The 18,451-nt window shown below is 50.4% G+C and carries 15 protein-coding genes; 6 read left to right on the top strand and 9 right to left on the bottom strand.

The window, feature by feature from the left end; genetic code table 11:
- The first annotated feature begins 8 nt into the window (after positions 1-8).
- Positions 9-722 (top strand): hypothetical protein, encoded by a 714-nt coding sequence (locus tag CWI70_RS05035; RefSeq protein ID WP_126771103.1) that lies wholly within the window; start codon positions 9-11, stop codon positions 720-722.
- A 28-nt stretch (positions 723-750) separates the two neighbouring features.
- Here CWI70_RS05035 and CWI70_RS05030 read toward each other — a convergent pair whose 3' ends face one another.
- Both CWI70_RS05030 and CWI70_RS05025 read right to left on the bottom strand, forming a co-directional pair.
- Positions 751-2,049: a dicarboxylate/amino acid:cation symporter gene (locus tag CWI70_RS05030; protein ID WP_126771101.1), complete on the bottom strand. Its 1,299-nt coding sequence runs from the start codon at positions 2,047-2,049 to the stop codon at positions 751-753.
- Between the two features lie 151 nt (positions 2,050-2,200).
- The gene (locus CWI70_RS05025; RefSeq protein WP_126771099.1) at positions 2,201-2,797 is read right to left on the bottom strand and encodes a Yip1 family protein; all 597 of its coding nucleotides are present in this window, start codon (positions 2,795-2,797) and stop codon (positions 2,201-2,203) included.
- Positions 2,798-3,051: 254 nt separating this feature from the next.
- Between CWI70_RS05025 and miaE the strand changes: the two genes are divergently transcribed.
- Positions 3,052-3,834, top strand: coding sequence for a tRNA isopentenyl-2-thiomethyl-A-37 hydroxylase MiaE (gene miaE, locus CWI70_RS05020; RefSeq protein WP_198677649.1), 783 nt, complete (start codon positions 3,052-3,054; stop codon positions 3,832-3,834).
- Here the strand turns inward: miaE and lpxH are convergent.
- Both lpxH and CWI70_RS05010 read right to left on the bottom strand, forming a co-directional pair.
- On the bottom strand, positions 3,791-4,543 hold the full coding sequence (lpxH, locus tag CWI70_RS05015; RefSeq protein ID WP_126771097.1) for a UDP-2,3-diacylglucosamine diphosphatase: 753 nt from the start codon (positions 4,541-4,543) through the stop codon (positions 3,791-3,793). The two genes, miaE and lpxH, sit on opposite strands and share 44 nt — an antisense overlap.
- 14 nt (positions 4,544-4,557) lie before the next feature.
- Positions 4,558-5,058 carry a peptidylprolyl isomerase gene (locus CWI70_RS05010; RefSeq protein WP_126771095.1) on the bottom strand — a complete coding sequence of 167 codons (501 nt, stop codon included), beginning with the start codon at positions 5,056-5,058 and terminating at the stop codon, positions 4,558-4,560.
- Between the two features lie 123 nt (positions 5,059-5,181).
- Here CWI70_RS05010 and cysS point away from each other — a divergent pair, with 123 nt between their 5' ends.
- On the top strand, positions 5,182-6,561 hold the full coding sequence (gene cysS, locus CWI70_RS05005; protein WP_126771093.1) for a cysteine--tRNA ligase: 1,380 nt from the start codon (positions 5,182-5,184) through the stop codon (positions 6,559-6,561).
- A 22-nt stretch (positions 6,562-6,583) separates the two neighbouring features.
- A complete protein-coding gene (locus tag CWI70_RS05000) occupies positions 6,584-8,113 on the top strand; it encodes a M17 family metallopeptidase (RefSeq protein WP_126771091.1) in 1,530 nt (509 codons plus the stop codon).
- Positions 8,114-8,151: 38 nt separating this feature from the next.
- Here CWI70_RS05000 and CWI70_RS04995 read toward each other — a convergent pair whose 3' ends face one another.
- The 3 genes from CWI70_RS04995 to CWI70_RS04985 form a co-directional block, all read right to left on the bottom strand.
- Complete coding sequence (locus CWI70_RS04995; RefSeq protein WP_126771089.1) at positions 8,152-8,550, bottom strand: acyl-CoA thioesterase; 399 nt, start codon at positions 8,548-8,550, stop codon at positions 8,152-8,154.
- A 41-nt stretch (positions 8,551-8,591) separates the two neighbouring features.
- On the bottom strand, positions 8,592-10,838 hold the full coding sequence (locus tag CWI70_RS04990; RefSeq protein WP_126771087.1) for a S9 family peptidase: 2,247 nt from the start codon (positions 10,836-10,838) through the stop codon (positions 8,592-8,594).
- A 102-nt stretch (positions 10,839-10,940) separates the two neighbouring features.
- The gene (locus CWI70_RS04985; RefSeq protein WP_198677648.1) at positions 10,941-13,124 is read right to left on the bottom strand and encodes a TonB-dependent receptor; all 2,184 of its coding nucleotides are present in this window, start codon (positions 13,122-13,124) and stop codon (positions 10,941-10,943) included.
- Positions 13,125-13,308: 184 nt separating this feature from the next.
- On the opposite strand from CWI70_RS04985, the gene CWI70_RS04980 reads away from it, so the two are divergent.
- Positions 13,309-14,943 carry a M28 family metallopeptidase gene (locus CWI70_RS04980; protein ID WP_126771085.1) on the top strand — a complete coding sequence of 545 codons (1,635 nt, stop codon included), beginning with the start codon at positions 13,309-13,311 and terminating at the stop codon, positions 14,941-14,943.
- A gap of 71 nt (positions 14,944-15,014) precedes the next feature.
- On the opposite strand, the gene CWI70_RS04975 is transcribed toward CWI70_RS04980, so the two are convergent.
- Entirely contained in the window at positions 15,015-17,387 is a 2,373-nt protein-coding gene (locus CWI70_RS04975; protein ID WP_126771083.1) for a zinc-dependent metalloprotease, read from the bottom strand.
- A gap of 43 nt (positions 17,388-17,430) precedes the next feature.
- Between CWI70_RS04975 and CWI70_RS04970 the strand changes: the two genes are divergently transcribed.
- Positions 17,431-17,874, top strand: coding sequence for an HIT domain-containing protein (locus CWI70_RS04970; protein ID WP_126771081.1), 444 nt, complete (start codon positions 17,431-17,433; stop codon positions 17,872-17,874).
- Positions 17,875-17,884: 10 nt separating this feature from the next.
- Here the strand turns inward: CWI70_RS04970 and fldB are convergent, their stop codons facing one another.
- A complete protein-coding gene (gene fldB / locus CWI70_RS04965) occupies positions 17,885-18,427 on the bottom strand; it encodes a flavodoxin FldB (protein WP_126771079.1) in 543 nt (180 codons plus the stop codon).
- Positions 18,428-18,451: the final 24 nt, after the last annotated feature.

Raw genomic sequence — 18,451 nt, 5'->3', positions numbered from 1 at the left:
CAGAGTAGATGAAGTTAGTTAGATTAAGTGCTATGGCATTGTTAATGAGTGTCTCAGGCTGTGCTGAAGCCGTTCCAGAGCAAACACTATCCGAGCGTGTCGCTGAACAACTGACAGAGCGCGTCGATCAGCGTTACGATGCAACGTTTAGCTACGATTCTTTTGAGCTCAATACCTTAACGGCGGAGCTTCTTGCGACGGATATTGGTGTTGCCACCCGAGTGGCCGAGCTTGATGCGGGATTGAATCAGCTCCTCTGGGCTGAACGGATCCGCTTGACCGGTGATTGGCTGACCCAGCAACAGGATCAGCTGCAGCTGGATAGTGCGACAATTCAAAATGCGCAACTCACCATTGCTTACTTTGCCGAAGGGCAGTCCAACTTGCATACCTTGGTTGAGAAAGTTAAAAGCCAATTGCCAGTCCAGCGCGCCAGTGAACAGATTCTATGGCAGGTGAACCGAGTCGAGCTTGAGGATGTGGTGGTGAACTTGTTTGATCAAGGCCAGCCATTGGTAAGTGTCAAGCTGGAACGACTGCGCTTACCTCCGCTCAATAGTGCGCAAACGACCAATGAATGGGTCAATGGTGTGTTAGGACCATTATTGGAACAACTTATTCAACAGGCACTGCGTGGGGACACAGACACGATGACGGTGGATATGCAGGGTCTGACAAGGTTCTTCTGGCGTGAGTTAGGGGCAGGTATAGGGGCGCTCTAAAACGCCCCTACAGAGAGTTTAGCGAGCGTTAGAGTTGCTCGCTAACATCACGTTCTTTAAGATCGGCTTGCTCATCATTGAAGACGCTTTCATCGAGTTCACCTTCACTTTTCGCAACAATCAAGCTGACCATGGCATCGCCGGTTACGTTGACGGCTGTGCGCGTCATATCCAGCAAGCGGTCAACACCAATGATCAAACCAATCCCTTCGACGGGAAGACCTACTTGGCCAAGCACCATCGCCAACATGATTAAACCAACGCCTGGGACACCAGCAGTACCAATACTCGCTAAGGTCGCAGTGAGGACTACCATCGCATAATCAGCAATGCTCAAGTCGACGAGGTAGACTTGGGCGATAAACACCGTCGCCACACCTTGCATGATGGCAGTACCATCCATGTTGATGGTAGCGCCAAGCGGAACCGTGAAGGAGCCGACCTTGTTACTCACACCAAGGCGTTTGGTGACGGTCTCGAGCGTAACTGGAATGGTGGCATTACTGCTTGAGATCGTGAAGCCGAAGATTTGTACTTCACGCATTTTCTTCAAGAACATCCATGGACTCAGACCGGTCATCGTTTTGAGGATCACCGAGTAGGTCACAACGCCATGTAAGATCAAGACAAAGAAGACCAGTAAGAAATATTTACCAAGGCTGAAAATGGTCTCGAACTGAGTTTCACTAAAGAGCTTGGCCATGAGCGCAAACACGCCGTAAGGTGCCAAGTTCATCAAAATCACAACGAGCTTCATGATGACGTCGTTAAAATCATCAAAGACGCCCTTCAAGCGTTCGCCAGACTTACCGATAAGCGCCATTGAGATTCCGAACAACAGTGCGAATACGATAATCTGTAACATGTTGCCATCGGCCATTGCCGAAAACGGGTTTTTCGGGAACAGGTCGATAATGACTTGGGCAAGCGACGGTGCTTGTGACGGTTCAAAGGTTGCGTCCGATTGTATTTCAACGCCAGCCCCTGGCTGAATCAACACAGCAGCAAAAATGGCAAAGGTAATTGCGACTGCGGTGGTGACCATGTATAGACTTACGGCTTTGCCGCCTAGTCTACCCAAGGTACTCGGGTCGCTAATCGAACAGGTACCCAACACCAACGACACAAACACTAACGGGACCACCAACATTTGCAGCGAACTGATAAAGATCTGACCGACGACGTGGAATAAACCTTTGGTCAGGTAGCCTTCGACTAAAACACTTTCCGGGAACAGCAGTTTAAGTAGAAAGCCAACGAGGATGCCCGCGAACATACCGATGACGATACGCGTTGTTAAGCTAAGCTTTTTTTTATTATCACGCATACATTTTCCTGAGAGTTGAAAATAATGAACTGGCAAAGACTACCAGAAAAGCGCAGACGATTTTAGTACTCTCTGCATTCCTGCGATAAAACCATAAAAAAAGCCGACCAAGGAAGATTCCTGCGGTCGGCTCTGGGTTGGTTTACAAAAATTACATGTATTGCGGACCAAAGCCATTGGTCCATACCATTGCTGAACCTACCATTAAGATAACCAGCAAGATAAGCCCAGCAGTTACCACCGAGCTCGCATAAATAAAGCCGCGTTCTTCTGGAATATGCATCAGAATAGGTACGCCGGAATAGAGCAAGTAAACTGAATAAGCGATTCCCGCTAAGAACGCCATCGTTACAAACCACAATTCTGGATAGAGCGCAGCAACGCCCGACATAATGACCGGAGTTGCAGTGTACGCAGCAAGTTCAACGGATTGTGTGAACGTTGGCGATGCGCCGAAGGTTTTTGCCATCCAGTGGATCAGATAGGCCAAGGCGAAGGTGGCCGCGATGATACCGACATACATGGCAACGCTCATTGATAGTGCGCTTGTTTGAGTTAAAAATGTGGCCTCTCGCGCACCAATACTCCAACCCAGATGAGCTGATGCATAATAGGCCGCCGCACACGGAATAAGCGCGATAAGAAGAATGTGACTTAGCGCATAAGTCAAACTTTCGTGCCGCTCATCAATACTCTTCCACTCTTCGCGAGGGTGTGCGTACAGTCCCCAAATGTGATTCAAAATCATGGTGAACCTCTACTTCTCGTTGTTGTATAGACTATTATTATTGTTATAACTGCATTTATTATGGTTTCGTTTACGCACTTCTTTGGTACGTTTAGCGTCGATTTTTAGCTCCGACTTAACATCTATATTGGTCGGATTTTCAACAGTGTCAAGGCTTTTTCAGTGACAACCACGCAAGTTTATGAGTACACTACGAGGCCTTGATGTTATTCGTATTACTCCCTACTTTTTAATCTTAATCCGCGGTTTCTCTGATGAATGCAGCTCAAATTAAACCTTTGCTAGAACCTATTCGTAGTTTTTTACAATGCGAGACGCCTGATGAATGGCTAGCTGAAGCGCAAAAAACTGAGAATTTGCCGGTCTTGTTGCGTGATCATATGGTTTGTGAGCTAAAAGCCGCACAAAGTGCAATGTTATTAATTCGCCGTTACGCAGTGGATCAGGCCAGTGGTGATGCGCTGTTGGCTTGGTTAGCGCCCTATGAGGACTATACCTATCGTCTCATCGGTGATTGGCGCACGTTGCCGCAGCACAATCGGCTACAAAAGAAAATGATACCGCGCTCCGATAAGCCCTATAGTGCGGAACTGATTGATAAGATGGTGCTGCTCATTAAAGAAGAGTTGCATCATTTTTATCAGGTTCTCGAAGTGGCAGAACACTACGGGGTAGCCTACGACAAGGTAACTTCAAGTCGCTATGCCAAAGAGTTATTGCGCCATGTTCGGACTCATGAACCTGCAACGCTGATTGATAAATTGATTTGCGGGGCATACATCGAAGCGCGCTCCTGTGAGCGTTTTGCTAAATTAGCGCCCTTGCTGCCTCCGCAACTGAGTGAGTTCTATGTATCGCTATTGCGTTCTGAAGCGCGGCACTATCAGGATTATCTTACCTTAGCCGAACAGATTGCCGGTGCAGACATCAGTGCGCGGATTGCGTTTTTTGGCGAGCGCGAAGCGGAGCTTATTTTAGCACCTGACGCAGACTTTAAGTTCCACAGCGGCCTGCCGCAGGGAGCGGTTGCTGCATAAGGTTGTGCGCTTCGTGAGTCACTTTGAGCATACTGCCCTGAGTATACCAATCACCTAACACAACGCGTGTTGCTGTGGTGCCATCGACGCTATGTTGATGTACCGCAGGACGATGGGTATGGCCGTGAATCATTTGTCGCACGTTATAGCGCGCAAAGTAGTCAATGACCGTTGTCGTATTCGCATCCATAATCGCCAGTTGCTCTTCGCTTAACGGTTGTTGCGTTTTGCTTGTCGCCCTGAGCTTATTGGCAATGCGCATGCGCACTGACAATGGCAAAGCGAGCAAGAACTTCGTTAACCAAGGTTTGCGAATCCAACGTCGGAAGCGTTGATAGCTATGGTCATCGGTACAGAGCAAATCACCGTGCATGATTAGCGTAGGGGTTGCATAGAGGTTAATCACGTAGGGGTCGGTCAGTAACTTTACACCGGTTCGCTCAGCGAACTGGCGACCGATCAGGAAATCGCGATTGCCGGCCACGAAATAGGTGGGAATACCGTGGTCAGTAAAACGGCGCAGTTCGTCTTGCACCTGCGCCGCAAAGGCACTGGTATCATCGTCACCGATCCAAGCATCAAATAAGTCACCCAAAATATACAGAGCGTCAGCACTGCGGGCCGTGTCGCGCAAAAAGTCAAAAAACAGATGAGCGATATCGGGCCGCGCAGGGCTTAAATGCAGATCAGAAATGAACCAGGTGGCCATAAAGCGAGTTGTCCTTACTCGCCTTCAACTGTCGCTTTCTCGATGATTACATCATCTTTCGGCACGTCTTGATGGAAGCCAGCTTGGGTGGTGTAAACTTGCTCGATTTTGTCAACCACGTCCATACCTTCGACGACTTTACCAAACACGCAATACCCCCAACCACCGACGCTTTCGTTCTTGAAGTTAAGGAATTCGTTGTCGGCAACGTTGATAAAGAATTGGCTGGTGGCAGAGTGCGGATCTTGCGTACGTGCCATCGCGACAGTCCCTTTCAGGTTCTTCAGGCCGTTATCCGCTTCATTTTCGATGGCGTCGTGCGTGCTCTTTTGTACCATTTCAAGATTAAAACCACCACCTTGAATCATGAAGCCTTTAATCACGCGGTGAAATAAGGTTTCAGCGTAAAAGCCTTCACGAACGTAACGCAAAAAGTTTTCAACAGTCTTAGGTGCTTGTTCTGAGTACAACTCAAGTTTGATAGCACCATGATTGGTATGCAAAGTTACATGCATGGGACGAACTCCATTGATGTTTTAGCGAAAAATTTGCGACAGTTTAGCACTGTTTGTGAGAAGGCTACAGCATGCGGTATCATAATCAGTTCAAGAAGCTAACAAGTTGGAGTCGTAAATCGCATGTTGACCATTTTTGATACCCTGCGCCGTCGTAAGGAAGTATTTCAGCCGATCACCCCAGGTGAGGTGAAGCTGTATGTTTGTGGGGTAACGATTTACGATTACTGTCACATTGGTCATGCTCGCACCTACGTAGCTTTTGACGTGGTAGTGCGTTATTTACGCTCAAAAGGCTATAAAGTTACCTATGTGCGTAATATTACCGATGTTGACGACAAAATTATCAATCGTGCTAATGAAAATAATGAAGCGATTGACGCTGTTACCGCACGCTTTACTAAGGCGATGCACGATGACTTTGACGCACTGAACTTGGTGCGTCCTGACATTGAGCCCACGGTGACCGGCCATATGGGTGACATTATCACCATGATCGAGACCTTAATCGCGCGCGGCCATGCTTATGTGGCCGCTGACGGTGATGTGCTGTTTGATGTAAGCACCTTCGAGAATTACGGCAAGTTAAGTCGTCAAAACTTGGAGCAATTGCAGTCGGGGGCGCGGGTTGATGTGGCGCAGAATAAAACCGATCCGCTTGATTTTGTGCTGTGGAAGCGCGCGAAAGCAGGCGAACCGAGTTGGCCTTCGCCGTGGGGGGAAGGTCGCCCAGGCTGGCATATTGAGTGTTCAGCGATGAATAAACGCCATCTTGGCGAAAATTTTGATATTCATGGTGGTGGCTCGGATTTGATTTTTCCACATCATGAAAACGAAGTAGCACAAAGTTGCTGTGCCAATGATCATGACTATGTGAATTACTGGATGCATAGCGGCATGGTGCAGGTTGACGCGGTCAAAATGTCGAAGTCGCTGGGTAACTTTTTTACGATTCGTGATGTTTTGGCGGAATACGATGCCGAGACAGTGCGATTTTTCTTGCTTTCGAGCCACTATCGTTCACAGTTAAACTATTCTACCGATAATTTAGACCAGGCTCGGGCCGGCTTGGAACGTCTGTATACCGCCTTGCGTGATATCCCAGAAGTCGCCGTCGATGCGCAGTTAGCCGCGCCTTTTCAAGAGCGCTTTGCGGCAGCTATGGATGATGATTTTAATGTACCTGAAGCCTTGCCAGTGCTCTATGACTTAGCGCGTGAAATCCATCGTGCTGACGATGACAGCATAGCAGCGCGGCACGCGGCAACCTTGCGTCACTTAGGCGGCATTCTCGGCTTGTTACAACAAGCGCCGGAAGCCTTTTTACAAAGTGGTGCTGGGGAGGCTGTCGATGCTGCGGCGATCGAAGCTTTGATACAACAACGCAATGACGCCCGCGCGACAAAAGATTGGGCGGCTGCCGATGCGGCGCGTGACCAATTGACCGCACTAGGTATTGAACTTGAAGACACGCCGCAAGGCACCCGCTGGCGTCGTGTCTAAACTGACCACAACGAGGATAGCTATGGCATTTCCAACAGTTGAAGTAGTTGAAAGTTACAGCGCTGCACACAGTGATTATGATGCAGTGATTTTGGTTGGCGATTTTGCGCAAAACCTCCCACCTGAGTTTGCCGACTTTGTTGCGCAAGCAGCGCAATACGATCAACGTGTGGGCAAACAGCCGTTATTACTCGCTGCCGATGTCTTTGGTGGCCGTTTGATTGCGGCGCCAACGGGACCGTTAACCCGTGATTACGATGACGTACGCAATATTGCCGATGCTGCAGCAGCAGGCGCGCACATTGCTCAGCAAGCAGGCGTAAAGCAGCCGCTTTTAGTGGTGTTTGGTACGCAAGACGACGCACGTTACGGCCAGGCTGAAGCGGTGGCCTATTGGGGGTTATGCCAAGCGCTGTATGAACCACTTGAAGCACGCGAGGCGCTTGGTGAAGAGACGATTGAGACCATCACTAACGTTGGCGTAGTGGGAACGCTTGACGCCGATTGGTTGAGTGCGGTTGAAGCGGGTAAGCGGGTCGCGCGCGACCTGTGTGGTACCGAGCCGGAGCGCATGGCGCCGCCACGTTTTGCTGAGTATTGCCAACAAGCGTTTGCCCATACACCAGTCAAAGTTACGGTGATTGATGACATTCAGCAGTTGCAACACGAGTATCCACTATTAATGGCAGTGGGCCGTGCGTCACTAGGTGTCGAGCGCCACTGGCCATGCGTCGTTCGCCTTGAGTATGATGCGCCAGCAGCTGAGCAAACCCTTATGTTTGCTGGTAAAGGCATTGTCTACGACACTGGTGGTGCTGACCTCAAAACTGGCGGTCACATGGCCGGTATGAGTCGTGACAAAGGTGGTGCTGCAGGCGTCGCTGGGTTTATGAAAACCGTGGCGGAAATGCGCCCAGACACAGTGAGTGTGGTGGCTGAGCTAGGCGTGGTGCGTAACAGCATTGGCGCCGAAGCCTTTGTCGCAGATGAGATTATCAAGGCGCACAGCGGTGTGCGTGTGCGTATTGGTAACACTGATGCGGAAGGTCGTTTGGTGTTGGCTGACTTGCTCTCGCATTTGCGCGTGCAGGCGAGCAACTATCCACGTCCGCAACTGTTCAGTGTGGCGACATTGACGGGGCATGCAGCTTTGGCCAAGGGGCCTTACACAGCATTAGTACCGAATGGTCCCGCTCGGGCTGTAGGCTTGCATGACAAGCTTTGGGAAGCTGGCGAAGTGTATGGTGACCCAGCGGAAGTAAGCTGGTCACGCCGCGAGGATTTCAGTTTTGTTGCGCCGCGGACGAAGTCAGATGACGTGTTGTCGAGCAATAATGGTCCATCGGTAAGCACCAAGCGTGGGCATCAATTCCCGATGGCCTTTTTAGCGATTGCCTCGGGTCTCGATCGCCATGGCAATGACAGTGACCATCCATTACCTTACGTTCACGTTGATATTGCTGGCAGTGGCGTGGAAGGTGGTGATTGGCAGCATGGCAAGCCAAGTGGTACGCCAGTAACGTGTTTTGCCGGTGCCTATTTGCACAAGTAATAACACGGCAAGCACGCCAGAAAGAAAAAACGCCGGATTTATTCCGGCGTTTCTATTTTAATGGACTCGAGTTCGGCAAGGGTTTTGCCATGAGGTTGCGGTGCTCGTGTGGCGGGGTCGATATGGACAAACACGATGTCATCGGCAACGCAGATATTTTGCTTGGTCTGCTTATTACGCACCACGCAGGTGAGGGTAACCGACGTGCGACCGGCTTTTTTCACACCTAAACCAAATTCCACAACATCGCCTTGGTAGGCTGACGTTTCGAAACTAATTGCGCCGATATGTTTGGTAACGAGGCTTTTGGCGTCGAGCTGGCACGCAGCGAAGATGTAGGCTTCTTCGTCAATCCATTCGAGAATTCGGCCACCAAATAAAGAGCCAGCAAAGTTCAGATCATTCGGCATGACCAAACGGCGAGATAAAAAGCGCATCAGTTTCACTCCTTGAGGATTATCGATGCGCTTAGTATATCTTATTGTAAGTGGCGGGCAAAAAAGTCTGCGATCATCTGGTACCGATGTATTGACGTTTCGCGCCCGCGAAGCCCATGTTGCTTGCCTGGGTAAGCCATAAGCTCGAACGGCAACATTGCTTGCTGCAAGGCATACGTCAGCTTAGCTGTATGAGTGTAAAGCACGTTGTCATCCGCCATTCCATGATAAATCAACAGCGGTTGTTTGAGGTCTTTGGCGTAGGTTAAAACATCGGCTGCCCGATAACCGTCAGGATTGTCTTGCGGTGTGCCCATATAGCGCTCGGTGTAATGCGTATCGTATAAACGCCAATCGGTAACTGGGGCTCCGGCAACTGCAGCGCTGAAGTGTTCAGGCGCACGTAAAATTAAATGCAAGGCCATGTAGCCGCCATAGCTGTGCCCAAATACGCCAATCTTGTCATCGGCAACGTAAGGCAAGCTGCGCAAAAATTCGACCCCCTTCATTTGGTCGGCGACTTCTGCTTGAGCAAGGTTACGATAGATAACTTGCTCGAATTGTTTGCCGCGATGACCGCTGCCGCGATTGTCGAGATGGAATACCACATAACCTTGCTGTGCCAAGTATTGCGTAAAATAATCACCCCAGCTGTTGGTCACGCGCTGAGCTCGAGGCCCGCCGTAGACCATCACCACGACCGGATAACTTTGGTTGTCGACCATGACCGCAGGTTTCGTTACTTTATAATGCAGAATTTGCTCATCGTCGGCGCGCAGGGTACCGAACTCCGGGTACGACCAATGTGCAAGGTAAGGAGCTAACGGATGACTGCCGTTAATTTGGTTTTCATGCAACCAGGCAATGCGCTCTCCTGTAGGGCCGTGCAAGCTGACTTGCGGCGGTTGTGTGCTGCTCGAATAGTAATCGATATAGCTGCGTTGGTTGGGGGCAAAATCGACCGTATGAAAACCTTGTCTTTGGGTCAGCTGAGTTGGTTGGCTCGGGTTGGTAGTGGTCATACTCACCCGATAGAGGTGGCGTTCCAGTGGCGTTTCTTTGCGGCCCATAAAGTACACAAAGCCAGTGGTGTCGTCGACGGCGGCAACACTATCAACTTGCCATTCGCCGCTGGTCAATTGGCGGATCAAACTGCCATCGGTGCGATATAAATACAGGTGCTTGTAGCCGCTACGTTCAGAGGCCCAAATAAAGTGGCGCGCGTCGGCTAAGAAGATGAGGTCATCATGTAAATTCACCCAAGTGTTACTGCTTTCACTAAGAATTGCGGTCGCGTCACCGCCCGTGCGCGGCTGTAAATAGAGGCTGAGCTGTTGTTGCTTGCGGGTTTGCCATTGGTAGCTGACCTGAGAGCTATCGGGTAACCATTTAACGCGAGCCAAGTAACCTTCTTGATGCCGTTGTCCAAGTTTCAACCAAGTCGTTTCAGCACTATCGCGCTGCCAAATTCCTAGGTCAATATCCGCGTTCGCTGTTCCGGTAAAAGGGTAACGTTGTTGCACCACTTCGGTGCGCTCGGCGTACACGTCGGTACGTGTTTGTAGATCGACCGGGCTCGTGTCCACTCGGGTGAAGGCAATACTTTGCTCATCAGGACTCCACCAATAGCCAGTCATACGTTTCATTTCTTCCTGCGCAACAAACTCGGCCACGCCGTAGTGCAGGGTTTCGGTGGCTGCTGGGCTCACTTGTTGGCGACGGTTTTCGGCGAGATCGAGGATGAACAAGCTGTTCTGTTCAATGAAGCTGACAAAGTTACTTTGTGGCGAAAAGCGCGCATCGGTAACACTGCTGTTGCTGTCAGTTAATGGGGTAACGTTGGCAGACTTAAGATCGACGAGAAAGAGCTGACCACTGAGTGGAATCAATAAGTGCTGGCCGTTATTGGCCCATTGATAATCAACGATGCCGCTGGCGCGGATGCGCAGGCGCTCGCGTCGCGCTCGCTCGCTTGCAGACATTGCCGCCGGGTCGTCAACCAGTTGGCTGGCTGCGACCAAACGGCGATGTTCTTGTTTGCGAATATCGTAAAGCCATAAATCATTAATGTTGGGGTTGTCGGCACTGCCGCGTAAATAACTGATGACCTGCCCATCGGGAGAAAAACGCAGTTGACTTGGCGCTGAGGTGGTCAGGTCAGGAGCAGAAAACATCCGCTCGATGCTCAGCCGTTGCTCACCGAAGTTTTCCGCCGCAGCGGTGGACTGCGCCTCAACGGCAGAGGTGGTGAGCGTAGCTAGGAGTAGCGTAAAAATCAGAGCTCGCATTGCTGCTTCCTTGTCGACACTAAAGTTCGCGAATAGTGACCTCAGTGTAACAAAGCAGCAAGCGAGCTCGGTCAAGCTGCGATAAAGCGCAGCGGGTTTGCGCTAGAATTCACCTCGCAAGCCGATACTGAAGTTACGCCCAGCAACAGGAGCGTCATACTTCAAGAACGAGGTATGAACGTAGCCGAGTTTGTCGGTCAGGTTTTCAGCTTTAACATACACACTTAAGTTATAGCGTGAGAAGCCTTGCGGGAACCAGTTAAACTGCGCATTTAGCAGGCCATAACTTGGTGTACGCTCTTCGTTAGCAGCAACTCGATTCTGTTCTGCATACCAGACATAACCAAGGCTCGATTCCCAGTTACCTTCGTTATAGGTAAATTCAGCACCAATACGCTGTGAGGGAATACGTGGCAGGTTTGCGTTGTTATCGATAGCGTATGCGCGAGTGTAGTCGCTAAAGGCATCTAAGCGCCAGTTAGGTGCTAATTGCCAACGACCATCGATTTCATAACCAAATAACACGACATCTTCTTGATTGTACTGCACGACAGGGAGGCCTTCTTCATGATCGTGTTCGCCTTCAGGCTCCCCTTCATGCACTTCTTCGTCGGCGTGGTCATCGTGGTCAAAAGCTAAATCAACGCTGTTCAAGCCGGTAAAGCTTTCGTACACAAAGTTGTTCACACGATTAACGAACAGGTTAATGTTTAAGTGATTTTCACCCGTTTCAAAGTGTGCCCCAAGGTCTAAAGAATGTGAGGTTTCGAGTTCGATCGAACGTTCATTAGGCTCAATCACGTACAAATGTTCAGCTTCTGCGTGAACGTCGTAGTTCAGGCCTAACTCATAGGTTTGTGTTGCTAAGTGTGCGCCGTTGGCAAAAATTTCGTTCGCCGATGGTGCGCGCTGCGCGAAACTGTAATTGGCATTGAACATAACAGCAGGGTGCCATTGATAGGTTACGCCGAATGATGCCGATAATGGGTCAAAGTCATGTTGTTGGCGACCGAGTTCTACGGTTGGAGCGTTGATGCTGACATTCTCATAACGTACACCGAGTTGGTAATTAAGTTTATTCTCCCGTGTTTCGATCAACCAAAAGAGGCCGTGGCGGTCAGTTTCGCTGGCCGGTGTATAGGCTTCCTCGCCAAAAGCTGCTTGCTCCTGCAAGAAGCCGTGGTAACCAAAAGCACCGTACCATTGGTCGGTAAGCTGATGGTTGGCGGTCACGCGGAGTTCGTGCTGTTCGTTAGTGAAGGTGGTTGACGGCGCGGCATCTTCGATTTCTTGATGCTGATAGTCAGTGTAAGCGTAACGAACCGAGAGTTGTTCAACACCTTGCCATGGGTTTTCTAGACCGGCATGCAGTTGCCAGCGGTTTTGTTTGAGATCGGCGAATGGACCGGTTTCCTCTTCGTGTGCTTCTTCTTCGTGTGGTTCGTCGCTGTGCTCCTCTTCACCATGTTCTTCTTCATGTGCATGGTGGCCTGGAATGCCGTATTCTTGGTCAAGGCGTGCGTAGGATGCACCGATGAAGCCGCCGTCAAATAAGTAACTTAAACCAAGAGTACCACCTTGCGCATCAACGAAAGAGTTCTCAATGGTGTCGGTTGTTTCGCCTTCATCGTTGGTGAAACTTGGTACTTGGTAGTCGTCACTACTACGGGCGAAGCCATCGACGTGTAATACTGTATTGCCGATGTCAGTACTTACGCCGGCATTCACATCACGTAAATCATCGACGCTTGCTAGGTTACCGCCGAAAAAGCCGCGGGTGCCACCAACATGTTCTTGAGCGATGCGTTCATCGACGACATTCACAACTCCTCCAATAGCGCCACTGCCGTACAGCAAGGTTGCGGGACCACGAAGAATTTCAATTTGTTGTGCCACCGATGTCTCGGTGGTGACAGCATGATCAGGGCTGCCGCGCGATACGTCCGCGCTATCTAGGCCATTCTGGGTTACTTTGACACGCGGACCATCAAGGCCGCGGATAATGGGACTAGAGGCAACACGAGCGAAATGGGTCGAGTTAATACCAGGTTCATGCGCAAGGGTTTCACCAAGCGTGTGGGCTTGTTTTTCACGTAGTTCATCACCGCTAATCACTGATACTGGCTGCGCTGAGTTAAGCTCAGTGCGTGCTAATGGTGATGCGTTGATCACAATAACTTCAGTATTTTCGTGTTGGTGTTGTTCATCTTTGTTCTCATCTTGGGCGTAGGCTGCAGGTGCAAGCAGCTGGGCTACCACAAGTGCGATCGGGCTGTACTTCATCATAGTTGCGTCCTCGGATGATCATTTTGGATTTATTGTAATGTTATACTATAACAATTCAAGCCTTTCTTAGAATTTGAAACAAACGATTACAAAGCTCTACAGCAATCGCTTCTGTTCTGAGTTGTGCTTAGGTACACTTCCAGCGGACGAATTTTTTGATCTTGAGTGATAGGAACCTGAACTTATGCGAGTAAAAACTTGGGTCAGCGCAGCGGCGTTGGCTGCGTTATTGACGGCCTGCGGCGAACAAACGACGAAGGCTGAGACTGCGACGGTCTCGGCTGATGCAAATGCGCTGCAGTCGCATTTAGAATTTCTGGCAAGTGATGCCTTAGAAGGACGTGACACTGGTAGTCGTGGCCACGAAATCGCTGCGCAGTATATTGCTGCACAGTTTCAAGCTTTAGGGCTAGAGCCAGCAGGCGATAACGGCAGTTATTATCAGCGTATTGCGTTTCGGCGTAGTTCATTGGTCGAAGGTAGCGCGAAAATGATCGTCGATACCGGTTCTGAAACTTTTGAACTTGAATATGGTGAAGAGTTTCTTACCGGACCAAGTGCTTATACTACTGAGTCGACGGTCACCGCACCGGTTGTTTTTGTCGGTTATGGTTTGGTGTCCGAAGAGTTTGGCTTGAATGACTATGCCAACGTTGATGTGGATGGCAAAGTGGTCATGATGGTTTCTGGTCGCCCGGAGGAGCTTCCAAGTGAAGAGGGGGCACATTTAAACAGTAGTAAAACTAAATTTGCTGCGGAGCGTGGTGCCGTTGGTGTTATCACACTGCATACACCAATGCGTGAAGAAGTTCGCCCATTCAAAGTGAGTGCGATGTATCAACGTGCACCGCGGGTGACCTGGTTAAATCCAGAGGGTGAACCTAATGTGACGTACAAAAAGTTACAAGGTTCTGCTTATGTTGACTATCGTGCCGCAGAATCGTTGTTCGCAAATGCTGCGATTAGTTTGGATGAGGTGTTTGCACAGCTTGAAAAAGGTGAACAGCCAAAGCCATTCGAACTGAATAGCAAGGTCACTTTAGCGCGTCAATCAAGCCATGAAGAGATCTCTAGCCCGAATGTGGCAGCGATTTTGCCAGGTGCTGATGCGGAATTGCAGAACGAGTATGTGTTGTATACCGCACACTCGGATCACATCGGCGTAACCCAAGACTTGAGCCAAGATGATCATATCAACAATGGCGCCATGGATAACGCCAGCGGTGTGAGCGTGTTACTGGAAACGGCGCGCATGTTCGTTGAAGCTGAAGAACGCCCGAAGCGCTCCATTTTGTTCCTGTCAGTCACCGCCGAAGAACGTGGCTTGTTGGGGGCCGATTATTTTGCCCACTACCCAACCGTACCGTTACAGCAGATTGTTGCAAACGTAAACTTGGATATGCCGGTGTTGTTGTATGACTTTGCTGACGTTATCGCGTTTGGCTCTACCCATTCAACGTTGGGTGACTCAGTGGCTGAGGCAGCAGGGCAATACGGTATCGAGTTGAGTGAAGATCCGATGCCAGAACAAGCTATTTTTACCCGTTCAGATCATTATCCGTTTGTGAAAAAAGGCGTTCCAGCGGTTTTCTTAATGACTGGTTTTACCGCTAAAGGTGAAGATGAAGATGGCGGCAAGATCTGGGGCGAGTTCTTCGCTGAGCACTATCACCGTCCAAGCGATCAACCGAGCTTGCCCATCAACTATGAGGCTGGTGTGGTGTTTACCAATATTAACTTTGAGATTGGTAAAACGATTGCCAACGATGAGCAACGTCCACGATGGTTGCCGGACTCGTTTTTTGCCGATCTAGATTAAAGCGACAATTGCACTGATAAAAAAAGCGCCGCTGCGATGCAGGGCGCTTTTTTTTTTGCTAAGTAATCAGCCTAAATGGGCGAGCCCGGCGGCAAAGCTGGAGCTGGTGTCAGTGGCCAGTCGCGTTGTTCATGTAAGAGGCCTTGCAAAGCGCGCACAATGAAACGCTGATGCGCACTTACGGGTTGCTGTTGCCAGCGCTCGAGTTGCTCTTGCAAAAACACGAAGGTCGCTGATTTGACGACACCCGTCGGTGCTTTTGTAGAGAGCTCAACTACTGCCGTCAATGCCTCAAAAGCCAAACGTTGTTCGGTGCTACTGGCATTAACCTTGTGCGCTGGTGCGATCGCTGCAGTGGCGATGCTCGCAAGTACGTCGGTGACAGACGGGATATCGGCATCAAATCGTTGTTGTTGCGCTAAGCGCTCCAGGCGAGCTGGATCTAACAATAACTGCAGGGTGAAACGGGCGGTACTGGCCGCCATGGTGTCTGCGTCCGGTACCAAACTCGTATACCCAGTAAAATTCTCTCGGGTAGCGCTGCTGCCATAGGCATACGGCAATAATAATTTCTCAACGGCCTGTGGTAGCTGCAAATGTTCGGTGGTCAAGGTCGCTGTAAGAATGGCGAGAGCTCGCTGTTGCTGTGCTGCATTGACTGGTCGCGTAGCTACATCTGCGGCACTGCTGTCCGCGGTCTTCACTGCATAGTTGTAGTGCACACCAGCGAGCATTTTTACCGCGGCTTCGGTTTGATAACGGTGCAGCAAATACAGCGGCACCAAGAGGGTACGCAGGTCGCTAACCACGGCGCCATTCGCTAGGTTGGCGAGCCCGAATTGTTGCAGTGCGGTACGGCGCACGGCCAAAACCCGCTCCAATTCAGTAACGGCATCGCTGCCATTGTCCCAGAGGTGCGCATCGGGATGGGCGCCACCAGCGGGCCGTGCATCGGCGTCGGAAATAAAGCTTAAGCCAAGTTGCTGATTCTCATCCAGAATGGCGCTTAAGGACGTGTCGCCATAGCCATAACGCACAACTTGTTTATCCCATAGACCAATGCCTTCGGCATAAGCGCCGGCAAGGGTAAGGCCATTGTTTTCAGTGCTTAGGCTAATGAGCGGATGTGGGTAATCCATCACCGAGGCGCGATCGCGGCTGCTGGCGGCAAAGTTATGCGCAATGCCAAGGGTGTGACCCACTTCATGCGCTGATAGCTGGCGAATTCGTGCCAGCGCCATGGCTTTAATGGTACTTTCGAGTTGCTCTTGTTGTTCCGGAGTAAAGTCATCGGCGTAAGGGGCTAATAGGCTTTGCGCGATAAGCATATCTTGACGCACACGTAATGACCCTAAAGTCACATGACCTTTAAGTATCTCACCAGTACGCGGGTCGATGACTGATGAACCGTAAGACCAACCACGGGTGGCACGATGGACCCACTGAATCACATTGTAGCGAATATCCATGGGGTCAGCTGCGGCGGGTAATTCTTTCACCGCAAAGCCATTCGGGTGACCGGCTGCCGCAAACGCATCCTGCCACCAGCGCGCACCATCAAGCAAAGCGGTGCGGACGGGCTCGGGCACCCCTGGGTCAAGGTAATAGGTAATGGTCTCGCCTTTTTGTAAACGATGACGAGGAATGTATTTTACCGCCATGGGCTGACCTAGCGGTGCTGCGTAATCGCGATGCTCTTCAGCCCAGAAGCCACTTTGTGGATGAAACTCACGTGGCGTGTAATTGTCGTCAGGCAAGCGAATGAACGAATGATGCAGGTGTAGGGTTAGGTGATCAGCATCCGGTGCAACTTGGCGCACATAGCGACCTTTACCTTGTCCACTAAAAGTGACCTTCGCCTCCAGCTCGGTATTGTCGACGAAAGCTTTACTGCGCGCTGGATAAACCACACTGCGATCCGCGGCAACTTTATAGCTACCTTGTTCGGTTTGTTGCAAGCGCTGAACAACGCCATGGGTGTCACTGAGTAGGAAAGGCGTGTAGTCAATGAGCACGGCTGTCTCATTCGCTGCAACCACGCTAAAACCAGCAATCACTGAGTCGGCAAAGGCTTCATCGATACTCGTCCGCTCGGCGGTATTATCCGAATTGGCGCGGAAGAAGGTGTTGTGATGCATTAACAGTGCTTTGTTACCTTCCAAGTAAAAACTCGCGAGTCGGGTGGCTCCAAGTTGCCCACGATCGAGTCCGATGTCATTGGAACCCAAGCCCCATGGTAGGCTGGTTTGGAAAATAAACTTTTGTGGTGCTCGCGGTACTTGCAGATACACGTTACCGTTCTGGCTATCATGATAAAAAGTAAAAAAGCCTTGGTGGGGCTGCATCGATTCGGTAAATTCATTGATGGTTGGGGTGTTCGCGTACGCCGTGTTACTCGCAAGCCAACAAACCATAACCAGCAATGCCGACATGAAGTGTTTCATGAGGTTGTCCTTAAAGAAAGCATGAAGAATAAGAGAGTCATGTATGGGTTATAACAAACCTGCGAATGAAAGTAATGCCTTCACCCTCGATCAGCGGTTAGCGCACGATACTTTGCGACTAGGTGCATTGCCATTGTGTGAGGTGTTGCTGTTTGATGATGTGCGTTACGACTGGCTGATTTTGGTGCCCCGAAAGCCTTTAGTGGTCGAATTTCTGGAGCTTCCAGAGGTGGAGCAAGTACAGTTGGCTGCTGAAATTCAGCAAGTAAGTCGTGCCTTAAAACAGTGGCAACCGCAGGCTAAACTAAACGTGGGGGCACTTGGCAATGTGGTCGCGCAACTGCATATACATGTGGTGTTGCGTCATCCGCAAGACCCAGCATGGCCGGGCCCAGTGTGGGGGCACTCGCCGCGGCAGCCGTATACCGAGCACGAGGCCGCCGAACGTTGTTTGTTTTGGCGGCAACGCTTGCAGTTGGAAGACTAGCGGAATAGCGTTAGGTTAAGACTTCGGCTAGCTCTTGTTTGACTTGCGCAACCCACTGCGCAATACGGTCATCACTGAATTCGTATTGGCTATCTTCGTCGAGGGCGAGCCCCACAAAAAACTCGCCATCTTCTGTGAGTGCTTTTGATGCGGCAAAGTCGTAGCCTTGATTTGGCCAAAAACCGATGCGAACGGTGCCGCTGGCGGCCAGTTCATCATGCAGCATGCCAAGTGCGTCTTGAAACCAATCGGTATAACCGACTTGATCTCCCATGCCGAACAACGCCACGACTTTACCATTAAGATCAAGTGCGGCAATTTCTTCCCAATGGCTTTCCCAGTCTTCTTGGATCTCACCAAAGTCCCAGGTCGAGAGACCGAAGATCAGCACGTCGAAGGTTTCTGCGTGTTGCAATGGCACATCCTTGATGTTGAACAACTCGACTTGTCCGGCTGGGAATTGCTGCTGAATTTTTTCCGCGGCAATTTCTGTGAAACAAGTGGTTGAGCCATAAAACAGACCAATCTGGGGAAGTGGGGTCGCTGCCGTCATAACTGCGCTGGGTTCCTTTTCGGT

It is taken from the genome of Pseudidiomarina homiensis, from assembly GCF_003987225.1.
Classification (GTDB): Bacteria; Pseudomonadota; Gammaproteobacteria; order Enterobacterales; family Alteromonadaceae; genus Pseudidiomarina; species Pseudidiomarina homiensis.
The sequence above is the reverse complement of the archived record's forward strand: the minus strand, read 5'-3'. Positions and strand labels throughout refer to the sequence as shown.